Source organism: Streptomyces cyaneofuscatus (assembly GCF_042718795.1).
In the GTDB taxonomy this organism is placed as follows: domain Bacteria; phylum Actinomycetota; class Actinomycetes; order Streptomycetales; family Streptomycetaceae; genus Streptomyces; species Streptomyces cyaneofuscatus_A.
In genome coordinates, this window is sequence record NZ_JBHXOX010000002.1 from 18134 (window position 1) to 42472 (window position 24339).

21 protein-coding genes are annotated in these 24339 nt (G+C 71.9%); 11 read left to right on the plus strand and 10 right to left on the minus strand.

Features of this window, described 5'->3' with window-relative positions; translation table 11 throughout:
- Nucleotides 1-26: 26 nt before the first annotated feature.
- From ACFWRT_RS01755 to ACFWRT_RS01770, 4 genes are all read left to right on the plus strand, one after another.
- Nucleotides 27-452 (plus strand): CBS domain-containing protein, encoded by a 426-nt coding sequence (locus tag ACFWRT_RS01755; RefSeq protein WP_380949560.1) that lies wholly within the window; start codon nucleotides 27-29, stop codon nucleotides 450-452.
- A gap of 87 nt (nucleotides 453-539) precedes the next feature.
- A complete protein-coding gene (locus ACFWRT_RS01760; RefSeq protein WP_380949559.1) occupies nucleotides 540-977 on the plus strand; it encodes a hypothetical protein in 438 nt (145 codons plus the stop codon).
- A gap of 60 nt (nucleotides 978-1037) precedes the next feature.
- Entirely contained in the window at nucleotides 1038-2627 is a 1590-nt protein-coding gene (locus ACFWRT_RS01765; protein WP_380949558.1) for a multicopper oxidase family protein, read from the plus strand.
- A 90-nt stretch (nucleotides 2628-2717) separates the two neighbouring features.
- Entirely contained in the window at nucleotides 2718-4472 is a 1755-nt protein-coding gene (locus ACFWRT_RS01770) for an NAD+ synthase (RefSeq protein WP_380949557.1), read from the plus strand.
- A 127-nt stretch (nucleotides 4473-4599) separates the two neighbouring features.
- Here the strand turns inward: ACFWRT_RS01770 and ACFWRT_RS01775 are convergent, their stop codons facing one another.
- From ACFWRT_RS01775 to ACFWRT_RS01790, 4 genes are all read right to left on the minus strand, one after another.
- On the minus strand, nucleotides 4600-5904 hold the full coding sequence (locus ACFWRT_RS01775; protein ID WP_380949556.1) for an MFS transporter: 1305 nt from the start codon (nucleotides 5902-5904) through the stop codon (nucleotides 4600-4602).
- Between the two features lie 169 nt (nucleotides 5905-6073).
- On the minus strand, nucleotides 6074-7099 hold the full coding sequence (locus ACFWRT_RS01780) for an endonuclease/exonuclease/phosphatase family protein (RefSeq protein WP_380949555.1): 1026 nt from the start codon (nucleotides 7097-7099) through the stop codon (nucleotides 6074-6076).
- A 248-nt stretch (nucleotides 7100-7347) separates the two neighbouring features.
- Nucleotides 7348-8007, minus strand: coding sequence for a TetR/AcrR family transcriptional regulator (locus tag ACFWRT_RS01785; RefSeq protein ID WP_380949599.1), 660 nt, complete (start codon nucleotides 8005-8007; stop codon nucleotides 7348-7350).
- A 205-nt stretch (nucleotides 8008-8212) separates the two neighbouring features.
- On the minus strand, nucleotides 8213-9817 hold the full coding sequence (locus ACFWRT_RS01790; RefSeq protein ID WP_380949554.1) for an MFS transporter: 1605 nt from the start codon (nucleotides 9815-9817) through the stop codon (nucleotides 8213-8215).
- Between the two features lie 213 nt (nucleotides 9818-10030).
- Here ACFWRT_RS01790 and panB point away from each other — a divergent pair, with 213 nt between their 5' ends.
- From panB to ACFWRT_RS01805, 3 genes are all read left to right on the plus strand, one after another.
- Nucleotides 10031-10921, plus strand: coding sequence for a 3-methyl-2-oxobutanoate hydroxymethyltransferase (gene panB, locus ACFWRT_RS01795; protein WP_380949553.1), 891 nt, complete (start codon nucleotides 10031-10033; stop codon nucleotides 10919-10921).
- Between the two features lie 186 nt (nucleotides 10922-11107).
- Nucleotides 11108-12121, plus strand: coding sequence for an ATP-binding cassette domain-containing protein (locus ACFWRT_RS01800; RefSeq protein WP_380949552.1), 1014 nt, complete (start codon nucleotides 11108-11110; stop codon nucleotides 12119-12121).
- Nucleotides 12118-12984 carry an ABC transporter permease gene (locus tag ACFWRT_RS01805; RefSeq protein ID WP_380949551.1) on the plus strand — a complete coding sequence of 289 codons (867 nt, stop codon included), beginning with the start codon at nucleotides 12118-12120 and terminating at the stop codon, nucleotides 12982-12984. Before ACFWRT_RS01800 ends, ACFWRT_RS01805 begins: the two co-directional genes overlap by 4 nt.
- A 12-nt stretch (nucleotides 12985-12996) precedes the next feature.
- Here the strand turns inward: ACFWRT_RS01805 and ACFWRT_RS01810 are convergent, their stop codons facing one another.
- Nucleotides 12997-16491 carry an AfsR/SARP family transcriptional regulator gene (locus ACFWRT_RS01810; RefSeq protein WP_380949550.1) on the minus strand — a complete coding sequence of 1165 codons (3495 nt, stop codon included), beginning with the start codon at nucleotides 16489-16491 and terminating at the stop codon, nucleotides 12997-12999.
- A gap of 192 nt (nucleotides 16492-16683) precedes the next feature.
- Between ACFWRT_RS01810 and ACFWRT_RS01815 the strand changes: the two genes are divergently transcribed.
- The gene (locus tag ACFWRT_RS01815; RefSeq protein ID WP_380949549.1) at nucleotides 16684-17490 is read left to right on the plus strand and encodes a site-2 protease family protein; all 807 of its coding nucleotides are present in this window, start codon (nucleotides 16684-16686) and stop codon (nucleotides 17488-17490) included.
- A 25-nt stretch (nucleotides 17491-17515) separates the two neighbouring features.
- On the opposite strand, the gene ACFWRT_RS01820 is transcribed toward ACFWRT_RS01815, so the two are convergent.
- From ACFWRT_RS01820 to npdG, 3 genes are all read right to left on the minus strand, one after another.
- On the minus strand, nucleotides 17516-18655 hold the full coding sequence (locus ACFWRT_RS01820) for an ABC transporter permease (protein ID WP_380949548.1): 1140 nt from the start codon (nucleotides 18653-18655) through the stop codon (nucleotides 17516-17518).
- A gap of 172 nt (nucleotides 18656-18827) precedes the next feature.
- Nucleotides 18828-19010 (minus strand): hypothetical protein, encoded by a 183-nt coding sequence (locus tag ACFWRT_RS01825; RefSeq protein ID WP_015608174.1) that lies wholly within the window; start codon nucleotides 19008-19010, stop codon nucleotides 18828-18830.
- A 160-nt stretch (nucleotides 19011-19170) separates the two neighbouring features.
- Nucleotides 19171-19881: an NADPH-dependent F420 reductase gene (npdG, locus tag ACFWRT_RS01830; protein WP_380949547.1), complete on the minus strand. Its 711-nt coding sequence runs from the start codon at nucleotides 19879-19881 to the stop codon at nucleotides 19171-19173.
- 239 nt (nucleotides 19882-20120) lie between these two features.
- Between npdG and ACFWRT_RS01835 the strand changes: the two genes are divergently transcribed.
- Nucleotides 20121-21419, plus strand: coding sequence for an MFS transporter (locus ACFWRT_RS01835; RefSeq protein ID WP_380949546.1), 1299 nt, complete (start codon nucleotides 20121-20123; stop codon nucleotides 21417-21419).
- A 119-nt stretch (nucleotides 21420-21538) separates the two neighbouring features.
- On the opposite strand, the gene ACFWRT_RS01840 is transcribed toward ACFWRT_RS01835, so the two are convergent.
- On the minus strand, nucleotides 21539-21775 hold the full coding sequence (locus ACFWRT_RS01840; RefSeq protein WP_326706170.1) for a hypothetical protein: 237 nt from the start codon (nucleotides 21773-21775) through the stop codon (nucleotides 21539-21541).
- Between the two features lie 59 nt (nucleotides 21776-21834).
- Here ACFWRT_RS01840 and map point away from each other — a divergent pair, with 59 nt between their 5' ends.
- Together map and ACFWRT_RS01850 are read left to right on the plus strand one after the other, a co-directional pair.
- On the plus strand, nucleotides 21835-22692 hold the full coding sequence (gene map, locus ACFWRT_RS01845) for a type I methionyl aminopeptidase (RefSeq protein WP_380949545.1): 858 nt from the start codon (nucleotides 21835-21837) through the stop codon (nucleotides 22690-22692).
- A gap of 206 nt (nucleotides 22693-22898) precedes the next feature.
- The gene (locus ACFWRT_RS01850; protein ID WP_380949544.1) at nucleotides 22899-23564 is read left to right on the plus strand and encodes a biliverdin-producing heme oxygenase; all 666 of its coding nucleotides are present in this window, start codon (nucleotides 22899-22901) and stop codon (nucleotides 23562-23564) included.
- 40 nt (nucleotides 23565-23604) lie between these two features.
- Here ACFWRT_RS01850 and ACFWRT_RS01855 read toward each other — a convergent pair whose 3' ends face one another.
- Nucleotides 23605-24276, minus strand: a complete 672-nt coding sequence (locus ACFWRT_RS01855) for a PhzF family phenazine biosynthesis protein (protein ID WP_380949543.1) — start codon at nucleotides 24274-24276, stop codon at nucleotides 23605-23607.
- Nucleotides 24277-24339: the final 63 nt, after the last annotated feature.

Below are 24339 nucleotides of genomic sequence, written 5' to 3' on the forward strand. Positions count from 1 at the left end.
CATCGGCACGCAGGAGGAAATACCCCATGACGACCGCCAAAGACATCATGCACAGCGGGGCCCGCTGGATCCCCGCCCACGAGACCCTCGACCGTGCGGCGCAACTGATGCGTGAGCACAACGTGGGCGCGCTGCCCGTCTCCGCCAACGGTGACTCGGACCGGATGGTCGGCATCATCACCGACCGGGACATCGTCGTCGGCTGTGTGGCCAAGGGCCACGACCCGTCGAAGGTGACCGCGGGCGACCTCGCCCAGGGCACGCCCCGCTGGATCGACGCGGAGGCGGATGTGAACGCGGTCCTGGAGGAGATGCAGAACCACCGCATCCGCCGGCTCCCCGTCGTCGAGAACAAGAAGCTCGTCGGCATGATCAGTGAGGCCGATCTCGCGCAGCACCTCACGGAGGAGCAGATCGCCGCCTGGGCGGAGAAGGTGTACTCGCGCGGCTGAGAGGCCGGTGTCCTTGAGTGGCCCGGTGCCCGCAGGGGTGCCGGGCCGCCGTTCGTCCGTATACCCACGGGGGGTAGGGTGGCCGGCATGGTGAGTACGGTCGGCGGAGTCCGGAGCGGGGGCGGGAGCGGCAGCGCGGTGTACGGGCAGCTTCTGCTGCTCGCCGCGCTGCTCTTCGGCATCGTCACCATGCATACCGTCGGGCACCCTGCTGCCGAGCATGCCCCCTCGGCTTCGGTGCCGGTGTCCGCGTCCGTGTCCGACGCGGTGGCCATGCCCGTGTCCGACGCCGCGCATTCCTCCCCCGACCACTCCCCCATGAGCGGCATGGATCCGCTCTCCGTCTGCCTCGCCGTCCTCGGCGCCTGGGGCCTCGCCCTCATCGGTGCCTGGCTGCTGCTCGGGCTGCGCGCGGACGGGCGGCCCCTCGGTGCGCCGGTGGGTGCGGGAGTTCCGCGGGTGCTGCGGGCGAATCCGCCGCCCCCTATATCGGTGCTCGACAGCATCTCGGTACTGCGTATTTAGGAGTGGGCGTTCACCTCCGCCCCTTCACCCGAAATACAGCACTCCAGAGGTGTCTTCAGCATGCCCATGCAACGACCCACCCGACGCGCCGTGCTCGGCGCCGCTCTCGCCGTCGCCGGTACGGGAGCCCTCGCCGCCTGTTCCGACGGCGGCAGCGGCCACGGCGGGGCCCACGCCCCCGGCGGCGCCCAGGACTCCGGTACGTACGTCTCCCCCGGCGGCAAGGAGGTCGCGGCGGCCGAGAAGGCGCGCGGCTCCGGTCCCGTACGCAAGGTCTCCCTCACCGCCACCCGCACCCGGCTCGATCTGGGCGGCGGGACCACCGTCGCCTCCTGGGCGTACGGGGACCGGCTGCCCGGCCGTGAGGTGCGGGTGACCGCCGGGGAGACCCTGGATCTGACCCTGGCCAACCACCTCCCCCAGCCCACCTCGATGCACTGGCACGGGCTCGCCCTGCGCAACGACATGGACGGGGTCCCCGGGCTCACCCAGCGGGCCGTCGCGCCGGGGGGCGACTTCCGGTACCGGTTCGCGGTGCCGCACCCGGGGACGTACTGGTTCCACCCGCACTCCGGCGTCCAGCAGGACCGGGGGCTGTACGCGCCGCTGATCGTGGAGGACCCGAAGGAGCCCTTGGCCTACGACAAGGAGTGGGTCGTCGTCCTCGACGACTGGGTCGACGGGGTGGACGGGTCGACGCCCGACGCCGTGCTCAAGGAGCTGTCCGGGGGGATGGGTGGCGGTGGGATGGATCATGGTGCGCACAGCATGTCCGGGGTCGAGGCCGCGGAAGCGGAGGATCCGGACGGCGGCTCGCCCTCGCGGATGATGATGGGCGCCCGCAGTGAGGTGCTGGGTGGCGATGCCGGTGATGTCGCCTATCCGTACTACCTGGTCAACGGGCGGGTGGCGGACGACCCGGAGATCTTCCCGGCGCGGGCCGGCGACCGGATCCGGCTGCGGATCATCAACGCCGGCGGCGACACCGCCTTCCGGGTCGCGCTCGGCGGGCACCGGCTGACCGTCACCCACACCGACGGCTTCCCCGTTCGGCACGCCGAGGGGGACGCGCTGCTGCTGGGGATGGGCGAGCGGTACGACGTCCTCGTCACCGCCGGGGACGGGGTCTTCCCGCTCGTCGCCCTGGCCGAGGGGAAGAAGGCGTCCGCGCTCGCCGTGCTGCGGACCGGGGGCGGGGCCGCGCCCGGCGCCTCCGTACGGCCCAAGGAGCTGGACGGGGAGCTCGTCCAGGCGGGACGGCTGGTGCCGGATCCGTCGGTGGCGCTGGCCCGGCGGGCGCCGGACCGGACCATGCGGATGCGGCTCACCGGGGGGATGGCCGATTACGACTGGGCCTTCGACGGGCAGCCGTACGACGCGAAGCAGCGGCGGCCGGTGGAGGCGGGCGAACGGGTGCGGGTCGTCTTCGACAACGGGACCGCCATGTGGCACCCGCTGCATCTGCACGGGCACACGTTCGCGCTGGGCGGGAACGCCGCCGGGGCCCGTAAGGACACCGCGATCGTCCTGCCGCACCGGTCGCTGACGGTGGAGTTCGACGCCGACAACCCGGGGCTGTGGATGGTCCACTGCCACAACGTCTACCACGCGGAGGCGGGGATGATGACGGTCCTGGGGTACCGGGGCTGACCTGCGCTTCCCGGTGGCCCGGGCAGATTTTGCCCGGGCCACCGGGAACCACCGGGACATCGCGTCAGAAAGACGATTACACTGGCGGACGTGCCTCAACTACGTCTCGCACTGAATCAGATCGACTCGACCGTCGGCGACCTCACCGGCAACTCCGAGGCGATCGTCCACTGGACCCGGCACGCCGCCGAGCAGGGCGCCCACCTCGTGGCGTTCCCCGAGATGGTGCTGACCGGATACCCCGTCGAGGACCTGGCCCTGCGGTCGTCCTTCGTGGAGGCCTCGCGGGATGCGCTGCGCGCGCTGGCCGCCCGGCTCGACGCGGAGGGCTTCGGCGAGCTGCCGGTCGTCATCGGCTACCTGGACCGCTCCGAGCACGACGCCGCGCGGTACGGGCAGCCCGCCGGGTCCCCGCGCAACGCGGCGGCCGTGCTGCACCGCGGCGGGATCGCGCTCAACTTCGCCAAGCACCACCTGCCGAACTACGGGGTGTTCGACGAGTTCCGGTACTTCGTGCCGGGCGACTCGATGCCCGTCGTACGCGTCCACGGCATCGATGTGGCCCTCGCGATCTGCGAGGACCTCTGGCAGGACGGCGGGCGCGTGCCGGCCGCCCGGTCCGCCGGGGCCGGGCTGCTGCTCTCCATCAACGCCTCGCCGTACGAGCGGGACAAGGACGACACCCGGCTCGACCTGGTCCGCAAGCGGGCCCAGGAGGCCGGCTGCACGACCGCCTATCTGGCGATGATCGGCGGGCAGGACGAGTTGGTCTTCGACGGTGACTCGATCGTCGTCGACAAGGAGGGCGAGGTCATCGCCCGTGCCCCGCAGTTCTCCGAGGGCAGCGTGATCCTCGATCTGGAGCTGCCGGCGGCACAGGCCGAGGCGCCGTCCGGTGTCGTGGACGACGGGCTGCGGATCGACCATGTGGTGCTGTCGGACCGGCCTGTCGACCCGTACGAGCCGGAGCTGGCCGGCGGGTACGCGGAGCGGCTGGACGACGACGAGGAGATCTACTCGGCGCTGGTGGTCGGGCTCCGTGCGTACGCTGCGAAGAACGGTTTCAGCAGTGTGCTGCTCGGGCTCTCCGGCGGGATCGACTCGGCGCTCTGCGCGGCCATCGCGTGCGATGCGCTCGGGGCGGAGAACGTGTACGGCGTGTCCATGCCGTCCAAGTACTCCTCGGACCACTCCAAGGGGGACGCGGCGGAGCTGGCGCGGCGGACCGGGCTCAACTTCCGTACGGTGTCGATCGCGCCGATGTTCGACGCGTACATGGGTGCCCTGGGGCTCACCGGGCTGGCGGAGGAGAACCTCCAGGCGCGGCTGCGCGGTACGACGCTGATGGGCATCTCCAACCAGGAGGGGCAGATCGTGCTGGCGCCCGGCAACAAGTCGGAGCTGGCGGTCGGTTACTCCACCCTGTACGGGGACGCGGTCGGCGCGTACGGGCCGATCAAGGACGTGTACAAGTCGTCGGTGTTCCGGCTGGCGAAGTGGCGCAACCGGGCGGCGGAGGAGCGGGGGCAGACGCCGCCGATCCCCGAGGCCTCGATCACCAAGCCGCCGAGCGCGGAGCTGCGGCCGGGGCAGGTCGACACGGACTCGCTGCCGGACTACGACGTGCTGGACGGGATCCTGGAGCTGTACGTGGACCGGGATCAGGGGCTGGATGCCATCGTGGCGGCCGGGTTCGATGCGGGGCTGGTGGCGAAGACGTTGCGGATGGTGGATACGGCGGAGTACAAGCGGCGGCAGTACCCGCCGGGGACGAAGATTTCGCCCAAGGGGTTCGGGAAGGACCGGCGGCTGCCGATCACGAACCGGTGGCGCGAGTCGTCCTAGCGGGGTGGGGTGGTTACCGGGGGCGTCCGGTGGCCGCCTTTGTCCTCAAGCGCCGGACGGGCTGAGGTGGCCGGGCGGGCCCGGGGTCGATGTGGCCTCGGGCCCGCCCGGCGTGTCGGTTCCGTCCTCAAACGCCGGACCGGCTGGATTCGGCAGCCCGGTCGCGGGTGCCTGGCCCGTCCGGCCGAACGGTTCCGTCCTCAAACGCCGGACCGGCTTGATGTGCGGGCCCTCCGACGGTTGCGTGGCCACCCCCACGCAACGGTTCCGTCCTCAAACGCCGGACGGGCTTGATGTGGTCCAGGAAGCCCGCCGTTGCCGCGATCGTCAGACCGATCACCGCCAGCACCGCGCCCACGAAGGCCGGGGACGTCCAGCCCCAGCCGGCCGCTATCGCCACGCCGCCCAGCCAGGCACCGCCCGCGTTGGCCAGGTTGAAGGCCGAGTGGTTGGAGGCGGAGGCCAGGGTCGGGGCGTCCTTCGCCTTGTTCATGACCAGCATCTGGAGCGGGGTCGTCGTCATGAAGCCGACGCCGCCCAGCAGCACCACCATCACCAGCGCCGCCCACTGCACGTGCACCGTGAACGGGAACGCCACCAGGACCACCGCGAGGGCACCGAGCGAGCCGTACAGGGTCGGGCGCAGGGCGCGGTCCGTGAGGGGGCCCGCGGCCAGGGCACCCAGGGTCATGCCGATGCCGAAGAGGGCCAGGACGACGGTGACCGAGGACTCGCCGAAGCCCATCGCCTTCGTGGTCATCGCCGAGAGGTACGAGTACACCGCGAAGACCCCGGCGAAGCCGAAGACCGCGGTGAGCAGGCCGAGGAGCACCTGACGGTTGCCGAGGGCGCGGAGTTCGCGGCGTACGTCCTGGTGGGCCTCGACCGGGATGCGCGGCACCAGGCGGGCCAGGGCCGCCATCGCCGCCAGGCCGATCGCCGCGACCACCAGGAAGGTGGCCCGCCAGCCGAGGTGCTGGCCGAGCAGGGTGGCGGCGGGTACGCCGACGATGTTGGCGACCGTCAGGCCGAGGAACATCGTCGCCACCGCCCGCGCCTGGCGGCCTTCGGCGACCAGCCGGGCGGCGACGACCGCACCGACGCCGAAGAACGCGCCGTGCGGGAGTCCGGCGAGGAACCGGCCCGCGAGCAGCCAGCCGAAGTCGGGCGCGAGCGCCGAGGCCAGGTTGCCGACGGTGAACAGCGCCATCAGGAGCAGCAGCATCTTCTTGCGCGGGACGCGGGAGCCGAGGCCGGTGAGCAGCGGTGCGCCGAGGACGACGCCGATCGCGTACGCCGATACGAGGTAGCCGGCGGTCGGCACGGACGTGTCCAGGTCGTCCGCCACATTGGGCAGCAGGCCCATCATGACGAACTCGGTCGTGCCTATGCCGAAGGCGCTCACGGCCAGGGCGAGCAGGGCCAGGGGCATGGGGAACCTTCGCAATCTCGGGGCGGGGGGAGGGCGGGGGCAGAACGAAGAGCCGTCGCCCGGTATCCGCACCGGGGCGACGGCTCAGTCTTCGCTTATGTATGCGACTGAAACAAATTGTCGCAGACGATTTATGCCACGCGATGAACGGGCGGTTGCGTGGCCGTGCTCACAGCTCCACGCGTGCCGCTATCGGCAGGTGGTCGCTGTCAGTGGCCGCCAGGGTCCATGAGGACTTGGGTTCCACGCCCTTCACCATGATCTGGTCGATCCGGGCCATCGGGAACGACGCGGGCCAGCTGAAGCCGAAGCCGTCGCCCGCCGCGCCCTGGGTGGAGCGCATCTGGGAGGTGACCGCGCTCAGCGAGCGGTCGTTCATCGTGCCGTTGAGGTCGCCGAGGAGGAGGACCCGCTCGACCGGTTCGTCGGCGATGGCCTCGCCGAGGGCGTCGGCGCTGTTGTCGCGCTGGTTGGCGGTGAAGCCCGCGTGCAGCTTCACCCGGACCGACGGCAGGTGGGCCACGTACACCGCGACCTCCCCCTGCGGCGCCTTGACCGTGGAACGCATGGCCCGGGTCCAGCCCATCTTGATGTCGACCGGCCTGGTGTTGCTGAGCGGGTACTTGCTCCACAGCCCGACGGTGCCCTGGACCGAGTGGTACGGGTAGCGGGCGGCCAGCGACTTCTCGTACGTGGCCACCTGCCCGCCCGGCAGCTCCTGGAGGGCCACGACGTCGGCGCCGGAGCCCGCCACCTGCTGGGCGGTGCCGGTGGGGTCGGGGTTGTCGGCGTTGACGTTGTGGGTGGCCACGGTCAGGTCGCCGCCGGTGCCGGACTTGTCGGTGATCAGGCCGCCGAAGTTGTTGGCCCAGATCACCGCCGGGAGCAGCAGGGCGATCAGCGCGGTGGCGGAGCGCCGCAGCAGGGCCAGGAGCAGCAGGAGGGGGATGAACAGCGCTATCCACGGCAGGAACGTCTCGATGAGGCTGCCGAGGTTGCCGACCCGGTTCGGGATCTGCGCGTGGACGACCATCACGAGGGTCAGCACCACCGAGCAGAGGGCCAGCACGATCCCGCGCCGCCAGATTCCCCGGTCCCGGTTCGCTCTCTTCAGGAGGCTCCGGAAGCGGGATCCGTCGGGCTGCGGCCGCTCCGCGCTGCCGTTGCCCGTGTCCGCCCCGTACGCCTGCACCATCGCGTCGTCCTCACTGCCTTGCCGTACACATCGCCGCGCCCCTCGACCCTAGGTGATGGGTGGCGTCTTTCCCGCCGTCGACGTCCATCAGTCGACTTCCTTCAGTCGACTTCCCTGTGTCGACTTCCCTGTGTCGACTTCGCTCTGTCGACTTCCCTGTCGGCGGCGGCTCTCCGTCATCAGGACGAGCCGAACGGGACGGGAGGTTCCGGTTCGGGTCCGGCCGGTGGGGCCTTGTGACAGAACGATCACACTCGCCCGGCCGCCGGGTCCAGTCCCTGGAGCAGCGTCGTGATGATGCGGTCGACGAGATCGTCGGGGAGGGGGGCGTCGGGGCGGTGGACGGTGCGGACGAGGACCGGGCCGACGAAGAGGTCGTCGATCAGCTCCACGTCGAGGTCGTCGCGGAGCTCTCCGGCGGCGACGGCCCGGCGTACGGCTGCGAGCATCGCGGCGCGGCGGGGTGCGATGACCCGGCCGGAGTACTCGGCCCAGAGCTTCGGGTGGCTCTTCATCTGGGCGAAGATGTTGTGCAGCAGCACCGAGGAGCGCTGGGCCAGGCCCCGGGTGCGCAGGGATTCCAGCATGATGCGGAGGTCGGCGAGGCCCTCGGTGCCGGAGAGGGGCGGGTCGTCGGGTTCCATGTCCCGTACGACGTCGACGAAGAGGTCCTCCTTTCCGGTCCAGCGGCGGTAGATCGTGGCCTTGCCGACGCCGGCCGTGCGCGCGATGCGTTCGATGGAGAGGCCTGCCAAGGGTTCGCCCGCCTCCAGGAGGGCGATGACGGCGTCCAGGATCGCCCGTTCGGCCGCGGCGGAGCGGGGGCGGCCGCGCCGGGGCTCGGCGTCGGGTGTCCCGTCGGCCCCGTCCGGTGTCCCGTCGGCCCGTGTGACGCGGTCGCGTCGCACGCCGCCGCCGTCGTCGTCCTGGTCCCGCACCTGAAGCCGCCTCTCGCCGTGGAGCCGTGGAGCCGTGTCGCCCTGGAGCCGTACGACCGTCGCCGTACGGCCGTCCCGCCCCGATTCTCGCCGACGGGGGCGGGGCGACCGGCCACGGCCCTCCGTACCGGCCACCGCCCTCCGTACCGTCAGCGGCCCTCCGTTCCGTGTACCGTCAGCGGCCCACCGGCTCCTCCGCGGGCCGGGGCGCCGGGTCCGCCGGCTCGTCCGCGCCCGGCCGGGCCCGTCCCGGCAGGTACAGGCCGACGACGACGGCGCCGATCACGGCGACGGCCGCCGAGCCGAGCGCGGTCACGTGCATGGCGCTGATGAAGGCGTCGTGGGCGGCGGCGACCAGGGGCTTTCCGGCCACCGGGCCGAGCTTCTCGGCGACCCCGAGCGTGGCCTCGATGGACTCGCCCGCCACGTCCCTGGCCCCGGCCGGGACCGCGCCGAGGTGGCCCTCGATGTCACCCCGGTAGACAGTGGAGAGCACCGAGCCGAGCACCGCGATCCCGAGCGCCCCGCCGACCTGGCGGAAGGTGTTGTTGATAGCAGATCCGGAACCGGCCTTCTCGCGCGGCAGCGCCTGCATCACGGCCACGGTGACGGGCGGCATGATGTGCGCCATCCCGGTGCCCTGGACGAAGAAGACGAGGCAGAGCACCCACACCGGCGTACCGGCGTCGAACAGGGCGAAGCACGCCAGCCCCGCGGCGACCAGCAGCATGCCGACCGTGCAGACCGCGCGGGCGCCGAAGCGGTCCACGACCAGCCGGGCCCGGGGCGCGAAGATCATCTGGGCGGCGGCAAGCGGAACGATCAGCAGGCCCGACTGGAGGGCGCTGTAGCCGCGCACGCTCTGGAGGTAGAAGGCGGAGAAGAACGTCACGCCCATGAGCGCGAAGAAGACCAGCGCTATCGCGGCGACGGCGGCGGAGAACGCGGGCTTCCGGAAGTACGTGATGTCGATCGCCGGGTGGCTGCTGCGCTTCTCGTGCCACACGAATCCGGCCAGCACCAGCAGTCCCCCGACGATGGAGAGCAACACGGTGGTGTCGGTGAAGTCGGCGAGTTCGCCGCCCCGGATGATCCCGTACACCAGCAGGACCAGGCCCACGATGGAGAGCGCGACGCCCACCGGGTCGACCTTGCCGGGCTTCGGGTCGCGGGAGTCGGGGACCAGGATCACCATGGCGACCAGCGCGATGATCACCACGGGGACGTTCACGAGAAAGATCGAGCCCCACCAGAAGTGCTCCAGGAGCAGCCCGCCGGTGATCGGGCCGATCGCGATGCCGAGGCCCACGCTGCCGGCCCAGATGCCGATGGCCTTGGGCTGTTCGTCGCGCTCGAAGACGTTCATCAGGACGGCGAGGGTGGCGGGCATCACGAAGGCCGCGCCGAAGCCCATCAGGGCGCGCCAGGTGATGAGTTCGCCGGGCGAGGCGGACAGGGCGGCCAGGGCGGAGCCGATGCCGAAGACCAGGATGCCGAAGAGGAGGACCTTCTTGCGGCCGATGCGGTCGCCGAGCAGTCCCGCGGTGAAGAGGAGTCCGGCGAAGACGAGCGTGTAGGAGTTGATCGCCCACTCCAGCTCGCTCTGGGTGGCGCCGATGCCGGTGGGCGCGGGGCTCGCGATCGTCTTGACCGCGACGTTCAGGATCGAGTTGTCCAGCACCACGATGAGCAGGCTGAACATGAGGACGGTGAGGATCCACCAGCGGCGGCGGTGGATCGCCTCGGGTATGCGGGGCTCGGAGACGGAAGGAGAGGACATGGGGCGAGCCTAACGGTGTTTCGATACGAGACCGTCTCGTATTGTTAAAGCTTTGCCCAACAGGAGTCGACAGGGCGGCGACAGGGGCCGACAGAAGGCGGCCGACCGGTGTCGTGCGGGCCCACTTCCCGTTTGCCCGGGCGGGATGCCACCATGGAAGGGATCCGGGGACGCCGTCAGGGCGCCTCGAGATGACGAAGGAGTTCACCAGCCATGTCACTTTCGGCTGCACAGAACCAGTCCTCCCCCGCAGGAACCACCGCTTCCGCCCCCGACAGCAGCAAGGCGCTGTACGGAGGGAAGTCCACCCGTCGCATCACGATCCACGACATCGCCGCCGCCACCGAGCGCGGCGAGAAGTGGCCCATGCTCACCGCCTACGACGCGATGACCGCGTCCGTCTTCGACGAGGCCGGCATCCCGGTCATGCTCGTCGGCGACTCGATGGGCAACGTCCACCTCGGCTACGAGACCACCGTGCCGGTCACGATGGACGAGATCGCCATCCTCTCCGCCGCCGTCGTACGCGGCACCCAGCGCGCGCTCATCGTCGCGGACCTGCCCTTCGGCTCGTACCAGGAAGGCCCCGTCCAGGCGCTGCGCAACGCCACCCGGCTGATCAAGGAGTCCGGCGTCGGCGCGGTCAAGCTGGAGGGCGGCGAGCGGTCCCTCGACCAGATCCGGCTGCTCGTCGAGGCGGGCATCCCGGTCATGGCCCACATCGGCCTGACCCCGCAGTCCGTCAACGCCATGGGCTACCGGGTGCAGGGCCGCGGCGACGAGGCGGCCCACCGGCTGCTGCGGGACGCCAAGGCGGTCCAGGACGCGGGCGCGTTCGCCGTGGTGCTGGAGCTCGTCCCCGAGGAGCTGGCCACCCAGGTCACCCAGACGCTGCACATCCCGACCATCGGCATCGGCGCCGGCGCCGGGACCGACGCGCAGGTGCTCGTCTACACCGACATGGTCGGGCTGACCGGCGGCAAGGTCCCGCGCTTCACCAAGCAGTACGCGAACCTGCGCCAGGTGCTCGGTGACGCGGCGAAGGAGTTCGCCGAGGAGGTCGTGGGCGGTACGTTCCCCGCGCCGGAGCACACCTTCCACTGACCCACCGGCCCTCCACTCCAGGGCCCGCATCAGCCATTTCCCGCACCACCGACAGCCCGCCGACATCCCCCATCGGCGGGCTGTCGCGCGTCCGGAGCACGTACGGGGCACGCCCGGAGCACGTATCGGAGCGCGTATCGGTCGCCTGTCGGTGAGCTGTCGGTCGGCGCTGGTCCCCTGGTGGGCATGGAACGCATCGACATGAACCCCAGGAGCGGCGGAAACGCCGTCGAGGTACGGGGGCTGGTCAAGCACTACGGCGAGACCAAGGCACTGGACGGCGTGGATCTCGACGTCCGCGAAGGCACCGTCCTCGGCGTGCTCGGCCCCAACGGCGCCGGCAAGACCACCCTCGTACGCTGCCTCTCCACGCTGATCACCCCCGACGCCGGACACGCGGTCGTCGCGGGCTTCGACGTGGTGAAGCAGCCGCGCGAGCTGCGCCGCCGGATCGGCCTGACCGGGCAGTACGCCTCGGTCGACGAGAAGCTCTCCGGCTGGGAGAACCTCTACATGATCGGGCGGCTGCTCGATCTGCCCCGCAAGCAGGCACGAGCCCGCGCGGACGAACTCCTTGAGCGGTTCTCGCTCACCGACGCGGCCAAGCGGGCCTGCATGGAGTACAGCGGCGGCATGCGCCGCCGGCTCGACCTGGCCGCCTCGATGATCGGCAGCCCGGCCGTCCTCTACCTGGACGAACCGACGACCGGCCTCGACCCCCGGACCCGTAACGAGGTCTGGGACGAGGTGCAGCGGATGGTCGCCGAGGGCGCGACCGTCCTGCTGACCACGCAGTACATGGAAGAGGCCGAGCAGCTCGCCAAGGAGCTGACGGTGATCGACCAGGGGAAGATCATCGCCCGTGGCGGGGTCGACGAGCTGAAGGCCAAGGTCGGCGGCCGTACGCTGCACATCCGGCCCTCGGACCCGGCGGAGCTGGCCGCGATGGCCCAGGCGATCCGGGAGGCCGGACTCGACGGCGTCGCCGGGGCGCAGGCCGTGCCGGACGAGGGGCTGCTGTACGTCCCGATCCTCAGCGATGAGCAACTGACTGCCGTCATCGGGCTGTTGGGCGTACGAGGGTTCTCCCTGGCCCATGTCGCAACCGCCCTGCCCAGCCTGGACGAGGTGTTCCTCGCGATCACCGGCGACAAGGCCACCCCCCTCACCGACGCCGCCCCTCAGGAGGTCGCCGCATGAGCAGCACCACCACCACACTGACGCCCGCACCCGCCGGACCCGCGGGTCCTGTACCGACGAAGGCCGTGGCGGCCGAGGAGGGCGGGATCGGGCTGCGGGCCAATCTGCGGCACATCGGGGCTCTGGTCCGGCGCAATCTGCTCCAGATCAAGAAGGACCCGGAGTCGATGTTCGACGTCCTTCTGATGCCGATCGTGTTCATCGTGCTCTTCGTGTACGTCTTCGGCGGCTCGGTCGGCGCCAGCCTCGGCGGGAACCGGCAGGACTATGTGAACTACCTGGTGCCCGGGCTGATGGCCATGATGGGCATGAACATCGCCATGGCCGTCGGCACCGGCGTCAACGACGACTTCCGCAAGGGGGTCATGGACCGGTTCCGGACGATGCCGATCGCCCGGTCCTCGGTGCTCATCGCCAAGATCGTGGTGGAGCTGGGCCGGCTGATGGTCGCCACGGTCATCCTGCTCGCCATGGGGTTCGCGCTCGGCATGGAGCTGAACGGCTCGGTGTTCGGGCTCCTCGGTGCGGTGGCGCTGGCCGCGACGTTCGGCGCCGCCATCATGTGGATCTTCATCCTGCTCGGGCTGGCCATGAAGACGGCCCAGGCGGTCCAAGGGACGGCGATGCTCGTGCTGATGCCCCTGCAGTTCGGTTCCTCGATCTTCGCGCCGACGCAGACGATGCCGGGCTGGCTCCAGGCCTTCACCGACTACAACCCGCTCTCCAACCTCGCGGACGCGGCGCGCGGGCTCATGCAGGGCGGCCCGCTCGGCGACTCGGTCTGGTGGACGCTCGCCTGGGCGGCCGGGATCACGGTGGTCATGGCGCCGCTGGCGGTGGCCAAGTTCCGTAAGAAGGCCTGAGCCGGGGCCGGGTCATTGCCGGTACGTCTCCGCCAGGGCGGTGGCCTCGTCGACGGTGAGGCCGCCGCCCCTCTCGTACGCCGCCGCGTACGCCTCGTCGCCGATCCGGTCCCGTACGGCCTGCTCGGCCTCGGCGAGGTTCCGGCGCTCCAGGGCGGTCGGCACGTGTCCGGCGGGCAGGAGCGCCGCCTGGAGGCCGAGCAGCCGGGCGGCGGCCTCCGGAGCCGTGACACCGTCAGGTCCGGTCGTGACACCGCCGGGTCCGGCCGTGTCGAGGCCGGCGAGCGCCCTGGCGATGGTCATCAGCTGCATGGACGCCATCTGCGGGGCCATCATCCGGGAGAGCCGGTCCTGCGAGCGGGCCAGCGAGGCCAGTCCGGTGGCGAGCGCGGAGGCGTGGTCCCCGACGAGGTTGTCCAGCCAGGCCAGCACCCCGAGCACGAAACCGTCGAAGACGCCGATCGTACGGGAGCTGAACTCCTCGCGCAGCGACACCAGTTCCCGCCGCGCCTCGGTCACGCGGCCCTGGCGTCCGTACAGGAACCCCAGGTGCAGCCGGGCGGTCGGCATCGCCCCGTGGCCCGCGAACCGGCCTCCGTCGACGACCTCGCGCAGGATGGCCTCGGCCTCGTCGAACCGGTCGAGCTCGGTGAGGGCTCCGGCGTACCGGGCGCGCAACACGGCCACCTGGGCATGGGCGCTGAGCGCCTGAGCGTGGTCGACCGCGGCCAGGTAGTCCGCTGCGGCCTCGGTGAACCGGCCGTGCCGTTCGTACGCCTCGCCCCGGGAGGACAGCGCCTCCGCGGCGCCCCAGTCGTCACCGAGCCGGACGAAGATCTCCAGGGCCTCGTCGGCGTCGGCCACCGCCTCGCCCGCCCAGTCGGGCCGGTTGGCCAGGATCTTGGCCCGGACCTCCAGCGCGGCGCCCAGCTCCCATTCGTAACCGAACTCCCGGGAGGCCCGGACCGTCTCGTCCATCAGCTCGCGCAGCTCTTCGGCCTCGCCGGTGAGCAGGACCGCGAACATCCAGAGCGAGGCGGGCGCACGGCAGGCCTGCGGCTGCCCGGCCCGGTAGGTGCGGGCGATGATCCGCATCCGCTCCTGGCCGGGCGGGGTGAGCCACTCCTCCATCGCGTGGTCCATGCTGACCATCCGGATCAGCCCCGCTCCGCGCCGCGCCTCCTCGACCTGCTCCGGCTCCCACGGGGGCGGCCGGTCGGTGGTCCGCTCCAGCAGGGACGGGGCCTTCGTGCCGGGTGGGGCGAAGGGGTCGGGGCCGAGCGCGGCCACCGCACCGGACCACTGGCGGGCGTCGGCGTTCAGGTCGTGCATCATCCAGTACCAGGCCAGCGACAGGACGATGCAGAGCCCTTCCTGCTCCTCTCGGGCGGCGACGGCGTGGCGCAGTGCGGTGCGCAGGTTCTCGTACTCGCGGCGGAAGAGCCCGATGGCCTCCCGCTGGCCGGCGCCGCGCAGCTTCGGGCCGGTGGTGCGGGCGAACTCCCGGTAGTGGACCAGGTGGCGGCGCTCGACGGCGTCCCGCTCGCCCGCCTCCGCCAGCCGCTCGGCGGCGTACTCGCCGACGGTCTCCAGCAGCCGGTAGCGCATCTCCGCGTCCTCGCCGGGCGCGGCGACGACGAGCGACTTGTCGACCAGGGAGCCGAGCAGCGCCGCGACGTCGAGGGAGTCGACGGCGATGCCGTCGGCCGCGTCGGGCAGGGCGCAGACCTCCTCGGCGGCGGTGAGGGAGCAGCCGCCGGCGAAGACGGCGAGGCTGCGCAGGACGGCCCGTTCGGTGCCGTCCAGCAGCTCCCAGGACCAGTCGACGACCGCGCGCAGTGTCTGCTGGCGCGGTAGGACGGTCCGGCTGCCAGTGGTGAGCAGGCGGAAGCGGTCGTCCAGCCGGTCCGCGATCTGGCGGGGGGTGAGCATCCGCAGCCGGGCGGCGGCCAGTTCGATGGCGAGCGGCAGTCCGTCGAGCCGGCGGCAGATCTCGGCGCAGGCGGCGGCGGTCTCCTCGTCGGCGTCGGTGCGGAAGCCGGGCCGGGCGGCGGCTCCGCGCTCGGCGAGGAGGCGCAGCGCCATCGGGTCGGGCAGCGGTTCGACCGGGCGGACGAACTCGCCCGGCACGCCGAGGGGTTCGCGGCTGGTGGCGAGGACGGTGAGCTGCGGGCAGTGCGTGAGGAGGTGGTCGGTGAGGGCGGCGGCCGCCTCGACGACATGCTCGCAGTTGTCGAGCAGGAGGAGCATGCGGCGCCGGGAGCAGTACTCGGTGAGCCGTACGAGGGGGTCGTCGGCGCCGTGTTCGGCCAGGACCCGCAGCTCCTCGGCGCCGGCCCCGCGCAGCACGGTCTCCCGGGCGCCGAGCGCGCTGAGGACGGCCTCGGGTACGGCGTCCGGGTCGTCCAGCGGGGCCAGCTCCGCGAGCCAGACCCCGTCGGGCCAGTCACCGGCGACGGCCTCCGCGGTCTCCTGCGACAGCCGCGTCTTGCCCGCGCCGCCGGGGCCGAGGAGGGTGACGAGGCGGGTGTTGGTGAGGTCGTCGCGGAGGGCGGCGATGTCGCCGTCCCGGCCGACGAAGCTGGTGAGCCGGGCGCGGAGGTTGCCGGGGGCGGGCTTGCGAGGGGCGGGCTGCCGCACGACGGTGGGTGTGGCCGGTTCCGGGTGCTTCGGCTCCGCCGGTTCCGGGTGCTTCGGTTCCGGGTGCTTGGGTTCCGGGTGCTTGGGTTCCGGGTGCTTCGGTTCCGGGTGCTTCGGTTCCGGGTGCTTCGGTTCCGGGTGCTTGGGTTCCGGGTGGAGGAGTTCGGCGTACAGGCCGCGCAGCTCCGGCCCGGGGTCGGTGCCCAGACGGTCAGCGAGCACGGTGCGGACCTCCTCGTACGCCGCCAGCGCCTCGGCCGTGCGTCCCGCGTCCCGCAGGGCCCTGATGCGCAGGGCCTGGAGCGGTTCGTCGAGCGGGTGGGCGGCGCAGAGCGCGGCCAGCTCCCACAGCGCCTCGTCCGCCCGCCCGAGGAGGCGCAGCGCCTCCAGCCGGGCCCGCCGGGCGGCGAGCCGGCGGGACTCCAGCCGGGAGGCGGGCGCCGTACGGTCGGGCAGGTCGTCGAGCGGCGGCCCGCCCCAGAGCGCCAGGGCCTCGTCCAGGACGGTGACGGCTTTGACCGGGTCACCCTGCTCCAGGGCCCGGCTCCCCTCCCCCGCCAGCCGCTCGAACCGGTGCAGGTCCACGGCGTCCGGCTCGGCGGCCAGCCGGTAGCCGCTCTCCACCGACTCCACGGCACTCCGCCCCAGCGCCCGCCGCAGCCGGCCGACCAGCGCCTGGAGCGCGCCGGCCGCGTCGGCGGGCGGGTCGCCGTCCCACACCTCGCCCACGAGGACCCCGGCCGGGACGGTCCGCCCGGGGTGCTGGGCGAGGACGGTGAGCAGGGCGCGCAGCCGCGCCCCGCCGAGGGCGACGGCCGTACCGTCGTCGCGGAGTGCCCGGGTGGTGCCGAGGATGCAGTAGCGCACGGGCCCATTGTCCGCGACGGACGCGGTCACGGTGTTGACCGGGTGGAACTCCTGCCGGGGTCGCCGTCGTTCCCGCCGTGTCGGCGTACGTGTCGGCGTACGTGCCGGGCTGTGCCTGCCGGCCCAGGTGCTCGCCGTACGTACGATGTCGCCGCCGTCTCCCCCAGTCCCACAGTCCCAGGAGTTGTGCCGATGACCACCGCAGCCACCCGCGGGGACCGGAGGATCAGCCCGGTCTTCCTCGGGATCGCCGCCGTCACCGCCGTCGCGGGCTGGGCCGTGTGGGCCGGCTTCGCGGGCGCCACCAGTTTCGCGGTCTTCCTCTTCGTCACCGGGGCGTGGATCGTCTCGCTCTGCCTCCACGAGTACGCCCACGCCCGCACCGCCCTGCACAGCGGGGACCTCTCGGTGGGGGCGAAGGGCTATCTGACGCTCAACCCGCTGAAGTACACCCACGCCCTGCTCAGCATCGTGCTGCCGGTCCTCTTCGTCGTCATGGGTGGGATCGGCCTGCCCGGCGGCGCCGTCTACATCGAGCGGGCCCGGATCCATGGGCGGTGGAAGCACAGCCTGATCTCCGCGGCGGGCCCGCTGACGAACGTGGCGTTCGCCATCGTCTGTACGGCCCCGTTCTGGCTGGACGCGCTCGACGGGGTCCCGCTCGCCTTCCAATACGCCCTGGCGTTCCTGGCGATGCTCCAGGTGACGGCGGCCATCCTGAACTCCCTGCCGATCCCGGGTCTCGACGGGTACGGCGTGATCGAGCCCTGGCTGTCGTACAGGATCCGGCGCCAGGTCGAGCCGATCGCGCCGTTCGGGCTCATCGCCGTGTTCGCGATCCTGTGGATCCCGGCGGTGAACATCGCGTTCTTCGACGTGATCGACGCGCTGCTGGGCGTCCTGGGCGTCGACGACCTCCAGCGGTACTGCGGGTACGACCTCTACCGCTTCTGGAAGGCGTTCTTCGACGAGCAGAACCCGGGGTGCGCGGTGGGGTGACCGCGCACCGCCGTCCTCACCGTCCTCACACCGGGGCGGTCACGGGCTCAGGCTCCGGGCGGGGGCCCCGTCGCCGCCGATCGCGCAGGGCGGCGGCCAGGATCGCCACGACGACCCCGCCGAACGCCCAGGCACCCAGGATCCACAGGGCGCCGGTGGTGGCGTTGCCGTCGAAATAGACGGTGTTGCGGACCACCGTCGTACCGGCCCCCGGAGGCAGCGCCTGGCCGATCGCGCTCCAGAACGGTGGCAGCAGCGAGGACGGGTACACCCCGCCGGAGCTGGGGTTGCCCAGGATCGTGAAGATCAGGATGGTGAGGCCCAGGCCGACCGTCCCCGCCACCGACTGGAGGGCGACGCCCACGGCCCCGGAGGCGAAGACCACCAGGGTCCCGATGCCGACCAGCTCCCAGAACGCGCCCGGCAGGCAGTCCAGCACCGGGCCCACGATGATCGCGCCGCCGATGCCCGAGACGAGGCCGTACGGGAGCATCGCCGCCAGCCGGATCAGGGTGCGGCTCAGGGTGGGCTTCTTGGAGCCGGCCGCCATGTTCAGGGCCGAGGCGGCGAGGTAGCCGCCGATGGTCCAGCTGAGGACGAGGTAGAAGGACGACAGGCCCCGTGAGTCGCCGGCCGAGGGGGCGCGGAGGTCGGTCACGACGATCGTGCGCTGCTGGGCGCGGGCGACCTCCTGGAGGATCTCCGTGGCCGCCGTGGTGGCCGACGGGCCGCCCGCCGAGGCGACGAGCAGGATGTCGGTGCGGCTCGCCGGGTCCACGACGAGGGCGGCGTCGGTGCGCCGGTCCAGCAGCCGCGCCCGTGCCTCGGCGCGGGTCGCGACGGGGGTGACGTGGAGGGGGTCGCCGGGGAGCGCGTCGAGGCGGGCCACCAGATCGCTCTCGACGGCGGGCGGGGCGACCAGCGTGATCGGGACCTGGTGCGGCTTGGGCGCGTGGAAGGCGCCCATATAGGAGAGCGCGAAGCCCAGTTGGAGCAGGAGCACCCCGAGCATGACGAGCGCGGCCCGGGTGGTGACGGCGTCGCGCACCTCCCCCAGGATGCCCCGGTCCCGATCCCGGTCCCGGTCCCCGTCGTTCGTCCGTGCGGTCGATCCGGATGCCGGTACGGGTGCGGATCCGTACCCGTCGTCCCTCGCCTCTGCCACGCGGTCCTCCCTCGTCGGCCTCGCCACGGCCGTGACGAGGCCGTCACATGGTCGGCCCCGGGCGGCGTCCGGGGTCCGGGGCGCGCCCGCGAGGGAGGGCCCTCGACCCGAACGGCTCAGGGCCGCGAGGGGACGCGAGGGGAGGTGGGAGGAGGAGGTGGAGGTGGAGGCGTCAGTTGGCCTCGGCCGCCGCCTCCATGCGCTGCTTGCGCACGTAGAACCACACCATGTTCGACGAGAGCCCCGCGATCAGCACCCAGATGATCCCGAGCAGGCTGCCCTGGACGAAGGAGACCACGGCCGCCGCGACGGCGAGCACGCAGACGACGAGGGCGTAGAGAGCGAGGCGGGGCATGGGGAGCGGCTCCTGTCGGGGAACGGTCGAGGACGGTCGGGGAGGGTCGGGGGACGGTCCGGGAGAACGAACGGCGTGGTCCCGTCCAGTGTCCCCCATGCCCCGTTGTGCCCCGCCTCGGGCCCGGTCCGTACGGATCCCCGGGCCCGGTCCGTACGGATCAGACGTCGGTGGTGCGCAGGCCCGCGTGGGCCTTGTAGCGGCGGTTGACCGAGATCAGGTTCGCCACCAGCGACTCGACCTGGTGGGCGTTGCGCAGCCGGCCCGCGAAGATGCCGCGCATCCCGGGGATGCGGCCCGCCAGCGCCTGCACGAGGTCCGTGTCGGCCCGCGCCTCGCCCAGGACCAGGACGTCGGTGTCGATCTCCTCGATGGACTCGTCCTGGAGCAGCACCGCCGAGAGGTGGTGGAAGGCGGCGGTGACCCGGGAGTCCGGCAGCAGGGCGGCGGCCTGCTCGGCGGCGCTGCCCTCCTCCGGCTTGAGGGCGTAGGCACCCTTCTTGTCGAAGCCGAGCGGATTGACGCAGTCGATGACGAGCTTGCCCGCCAGTTCCTCGCGCAGGGATTCCAGGGTCTTGGCGTGGCCGTCCCACGGCACGGCGACGATCACGATGTCGCTGCGCCGGGCGCACTCCGCGTTGTCCGTGCCCTCGACGCCGTGGCCGAGCTCGGCGGCCGCCTCGGCGGCGCGTCCGGCGTCCCGGGAGCCGAGGGTGACCCGCTGTCCGGCGCGGGCGAGCCGGTAGGCGAGGCCGCGCCCCTGCGGGCCGGTCCCGCCGAGCACGCCCACGCTCAGGGCGGAGACGTCGGGGAGGTCCCAGGGGTCCTTGGCGGGGGGCTTGGGCGCGCTGCCGCTGTCCTGTGTAGTCATGGGCCGACCCTACTGCCAGGTAGGGCCGGGTATGCCGCCCCGGAGGCCCGATCTCCCCCGCCGCACAGCCCGGTCTGCCTCGCCGTACGGCCCCCGGTCCGCCTCGCCGTACGGTCCGGTACGCCTCGCCTTACGACCCCCGATCCGCCTCGCCGTACGCCCCCCGGCCCGCCTCGCCGTACGTCCGGCGGGGAAATCGGTTTGCCCGAAGCACCCTCCCGTACCGAACATGGCCCTTTGTGACCGAAGCTCCCCCTGCCTCCCCGCCCCCGTCGCGGTTCCGCGCCCTGCTGCCGGACCTCTCGCCGTGGCGTTCCTCGCCCGCCTTCCGGCTGCTGTGGATCCAGGGGCTGATCACGTACTTCGGCAGCTTCATGGCCCTCATCGCGCTGCCGCTCCAGATCAAGCACCTCACCGGCTCGCCGCTCGCGGTCGGGGCGATGGGGGCGGTGGAGCTGGTGCCGCTGGTGGTCTTCGGGCTGTACGGCGGGGCGCTCGCCGACGCCGTGGACCGGCGCCGGGTCATCCTGCTCACCGAGGCGGGGCTCGGCGTGCTCGCCGCGATCCTGCTGGTCAACGCGCTGCTCCCGGAGCCGCTGCTGTGGCCGCTGTACGTGGTGGCCGGCGGGGTCGCCGCCCTGGCCGGGCTCCAGCGGCCCGCGCTGGACTCCCTGATGGCCCGGATCGTGCCGCATGCCCAGCAGACGGCGGCGGCCGCCCTGAACTCGTTGCGCTGGCAGATCGGGGCGATCGCGGGCCCGGCGCTGGCCGGCCTGGTGGTGGCGTACGCCGGTCACGGCACGGCGTACGCGGTGACGGTGTGCACGTTCGCCGCCTCGGTCCTGCTCTGTCTGCGGCTCTCGCCCGCACCGCCGTCCCGGGACGCGGCCAAGCCGTCGTTGCGCGGGATCGCGGAGGGGGCCCGGTACGCCTGGAGCCGGCCGGTGCTGCTGGGGACGTACGCGATCGATCTGGCGGCGATGTTCTTCGCCTTCCCGAACACCATCTTCCCGTTCCTGGCGGACGAGCTGGACGCGGAGTGGTCGCTGGGGCTGATGTACGCGGCGGGCTCGGTGGGCTCGCTGGCGCTGGGGCTGACCAGCGGTTGGACGTCCCGGGTGCGGCGGCACGGGCTGTTCGTGGTGTTCGGGGCGGCGGTGTGGGGGCTGGCGATCGCGGCCGCGGGCTGGTTCTCCAGCGTGTGGGTGGTGCTGCTCTGCCTGGGCGTGGCCGGGGCGGGCGACATGCTGAGCGGGCTGGGGCGGTCCACCATCTGGAACCAGACCATTCCGGAGGAGCTGCGGGGGCGGCTGGCGGGCATCGAGGTGCTCTCGTACAGCGTGGGACCGCAGCTCGGGCAGGTGCGGGCCGGGGCGATGGCGGGCTGGACGGGGACCCGGTCGGCGATCTGGACGGGCGGGGTGGCGTGTGTGGCGTCGGTGGCGCTGCTGACGGCGGCGCTGCCGAAGTTGGTGCGGTACGACTCGGAGACGGATGAGGATGCGGTGCGGAGGCGGGAGGCCCGGGTGGAGGGATGACCCGGGGCTCCGCCCCGTACCCCGCTCCTCGAACGCCGGAGGGGCTGGGAAGACGTCCTCAATCGCCGGACGGGCTGAAAGGGTGCGGCCTCAGGCGCCGGCGGCTGGGAAAGACGGCCTCAATCGCCGGGCGGGCTTGATTTGCCCTTGTCCTCGTCGTGCCACTTCGGGTCCGTGTCCCACTCCAGGTTGCGGTCGCGGGCCGTGTCCATCGCGTGCTGGGCCGCCTCGCGGGAGGTGTAGGGGCCGAACCGGTTCTGGGCAGGGCACTCCGGGCCCTCCTCGACCTTCTTGTGCTCCAGGCAGTAGTACCACTCGCCCGGCTTGCCGACCGTGCGCTTCTTGAACAGGGCCATCGACTGCTCCTTTCCTTATCGCCATGGTGCCCCCGGGACCCCTGGTTAGACTCGCTGGCATGTCTGGCCAGTCGCTTCTCGTACCAGGGGAGATCACTCCCGTCCGTTCCGTACCCGGAAACATCCGGCGCCCCGAGTACGTGGGCAAGCCGGGCCCGAAGCCGTACACCGGCCCGGAGATCCAGGACGCCGACACCATCGAGCGGATGCGGATCGCGGGCCGCATCGCCGCGCAGGCGATGGAGGAGGCCGCCAAGCACATCGCCCCGGGCGTGACCACGGACGAGCTCGACCGGGTCGCGCACGAGTTCATGGTCGACCACGGCGCGTACCCCTCCACCCTCGGCTACCGGGGCTTCCCGAAGTCGCTGTGCAGCTCGCTCAACGAGGTCATCTGCCACGGCATCCCCGACTCCACCGTGCTGCGCGACGGGGACATCGTGAACCTGGATGTCACCGCGTACATCAACGGGGTGCACGGCGACAACAACGCCACCTACCTCTGCGGTGACGTCGACGAGGAGTCGCGGCTGCTCGTCGAGCGCACCCGGGAGTCGCTGGACCGGGCCATCAAGGCGGTCAAGCCGGGGCGGCAGATCAACGTCATCGGCCGGGTCATCGAGTCGTACGCCAAGCGGTTCGGCTACGGCGTCGTGCGCGACTTCACCGGGCACGGGATCAACTCCTCGTTCCACTCCGGTCTGATCATCCCGCACTACGACAGCCCGAACGCGACCACCGTGATGCAGCCCGGCATGACGTTCACCATCGAGCCGATGCTGACGCTGGGCACCCACGAGTACGACATGTGGGAGGACGGCTGGACCGTGGTGACGAAGGACCGTAAGCGGACCGCGCAGTTCGAGGAGACGCTGGTGGTCACGGAGACCGGTGCGGAGATCCTCACCCTGCCGTAATCAGGACAAATTATTCGCAAAGGGGCAGCACCCTGCCTTGTCGCGTATTTTTTTACCGACAGACAGTCGGGAACCAATTGACTTAGGTAAACCTAAGTAGGAGGATCGGCGTACGGCACGCGCCGCCGCAGCGTTGCGGCGGTCGCCTGCCGATATCTCCGTCTGTTTCTGGACTTCCCGTCCCCCTCGGTCCCCGGAGGCCCGCCTTGGACGCAACCGCCACCGTCACTCCCTTCTCGACGCTCATCCGCACCGCGTCGCACGAACAGCACACCGAGGCCGAGACCTCGACCTTCATGGGTGACCTGCTCGGCGGGCGGCTGGGTGTCGACGCGTACACGCGCTACACCGAGCAGCTGTGGTTCGTCTACCAGGCACTGGAGGAGGGCGCGGAGGCCCTGCGGAACGACCCGGTAGCCGGGCCCTTCATCCAGCCCGAGCTGATGCGCTCCACCGCGCTGGAGCGCGACCTGGCGCACCTGCGCGGGGAGGACTGGCGCGAGGGCCTGGAGCCGCTGCCGGCGACCGCCGCGTACGCCGCCCGGGTGACCGAGTGCGCGCGCACCTGGCCCGCCGGCTACATAGCGCACCACTACACCCGTTACCTCGGCGACCTCTCCGGCGGCCAGATCATCCGCGACAAGGCGGAGAAGACCTGGGGCTTCGAGCGCAAGGGCGACGGCGTGCGGTTCTACGTCTTCGAGGAGATCACCAACCCGGCCGCCTTCAAGCGGGGCTACCGGGAGCTGCTGGACGGGGTGAACGCGGACGACCTGGAGAAGCAGCGGATCGTCGAGGAGTGCAAGCGCGCCTTCGCGCTGAACACCGCGGTCTTCCGGGAGCTGGGCGAGGTGTTCCCGCTCAGCGCGTAATTCCTGCCGTACGTCGTACTGCTTGCGAGGCCGTCCGGGGTCAGCCCCGGACGGCCATCAGGACGCGGCCCCCTACCTCCACCGTGCCGTCCGGCGCGGGTGCTGTGAGGATCTGGGAGCCGCGTCCTTGTGTGATGTTCAGGGCCCGGCCGAGGTGTGCGCTCAGCAGCAGGGCCGCCGCGCCCGTCGCCTCGTCCTCCTCGACGCCCTCCCCGCGCCTCGGGAAGGCCCGCGCGCGGACCCGTCCGGCGGCCTCGTCCTCCCAGGCCCAGGTGTAGAGCCAGCCCTCCCCGGGCGGCGGTCCCGGCAGTGCCTCCACCTCGTCCGCGCTCGCGTACTGCTGGAACGTGCGCGGCGGGGCCCACTCGGGGCGGGCGGTGATCCAGGTGAACTCCCCGTCCTGGCGGGCGAACACGTCCCCGACGGCCAGTTCCAGGACCTCCAGGTCCAGCAGCCAGGCGGCGCCGACCAGCGGGTGCCCGGCGAACGGCAGCCGGAGGCCGGGGGTGTGGATGTCCACCCGGCCGCGCTCCGGGTCGTCGACGAACACGGTCTCGCTGAAGCCCAGTTGCCGGGCGAGCTGCTGCCGCGACGCCTCGTCGGGGTGGCTGAGTCCGTCGCGTACGACGCCGAGGGCGTTGCCGTGGCGTCCGTCGGGTCCGCAGAACACCCGCAGGACGTCGATGCCCCGGGGTACGTCGTAGTCGTTCACGTGCGCATTCAAGCACCACCGGGGAACGGCCGCGGGGCCGTACCCGGTGGATACGGCCCCGCG

Coding starts and splice junctions, on each gene's coding strand:
- ACFWRT_RS01800 (WP_380949552.1), top strand. CDS start 11,108: ATGGAACGCATCGACATGAACCCCAGGAGCGGCGGAAACGCCGTCGAG.
- ACFWRT_RS01775 (WP_380949556.1), bottom strand. CDS start 5,904: ATGCCCCTGGCCCTGCTCGCCCTGGCCGTGAGCGCCTTCGGCATAGGC.
- npdG (WP_380949547.1), bottom strand. CDS start 19,881: ATGACTACACAGGACAGCGGCAGCGCGCCCAAGCCCCCCGCCAAGGAC.
- ACFWRT_RS01780 (WP_380949555.1), bottom strand. CDS start 7,099: ATGGTGCAGGCGTACGGGGCGGACACGGGCAACGGCAGCGCGGAGCGG.
- ACFWRT_RS01760 (WP_380949559.1), top strand. CDS start 540: ATGGTGAGTACGGTCGGCGGAGTCCGGAGCGGGGGCGGGAGCGGCAGC.
- ACFWRT_RS01790 (WP_380949554.1), bottom strand. CDS start 9,817: ATGTCCTCTCCTTCCGTCTCCGAGCCCCGCATACCCGAGGCGATCCAC.
- ACFWRT_RS01805 (WP_380949551.1), top strand. CDS start 12,118: ATGAGCAGCACCACCACCACACTGACGCCCGCACCCGCCGGACCCGCG.
- ACFWRT_RS01755 (WP_380949560.1), top strand. CDS start 27: ATGACGACCGCCAAAGACATCATGCACAGCGGGGCCCGCTGGATCCCC.
- ACFWRT_RS01815 (WP_380949549.1), top strand. CDS start 16,684: ATGACCACCGCAGCCACCCGCGGGGACCGGAGGATCAGCCCGGTCTTC.
- ACFWRT_RS01765 (WP_380949558.1), top strand. CDS start 1,038: ATGCCCATGCAACGACCCACCCGACGCGCCGTGCTCGGCGCCGCTCTC.
- map (WP_380949545.1), top strand. CDS start 21,835: ATGTCTGGCCAGTCGCTTCTCGTACCAGGGGAGATCACTCCCGTCCGT.
- ACFWRT_RS01840 (WP_326706170.1), bottom strand. CDS start 21,775: ATGGCCCTGTTCAAGAAGCGCACGGTCGGCAAGCCGGGCGAGTGGTAC.
- panB (WP_380949553.1), top strand. CDS start 10,031: ATGTCACTTTCGGCTGCACAGAACCAGTCCTCCCCCGCAGGAACCACC.
- ACFWRT_RS01825 (WP_015608174.1), bottom strand. CDS start 19,010: ATGCCCCGCCTCGCTCTCTACGCCCTCGTCGTCTGCGTGCTCGCCGTC.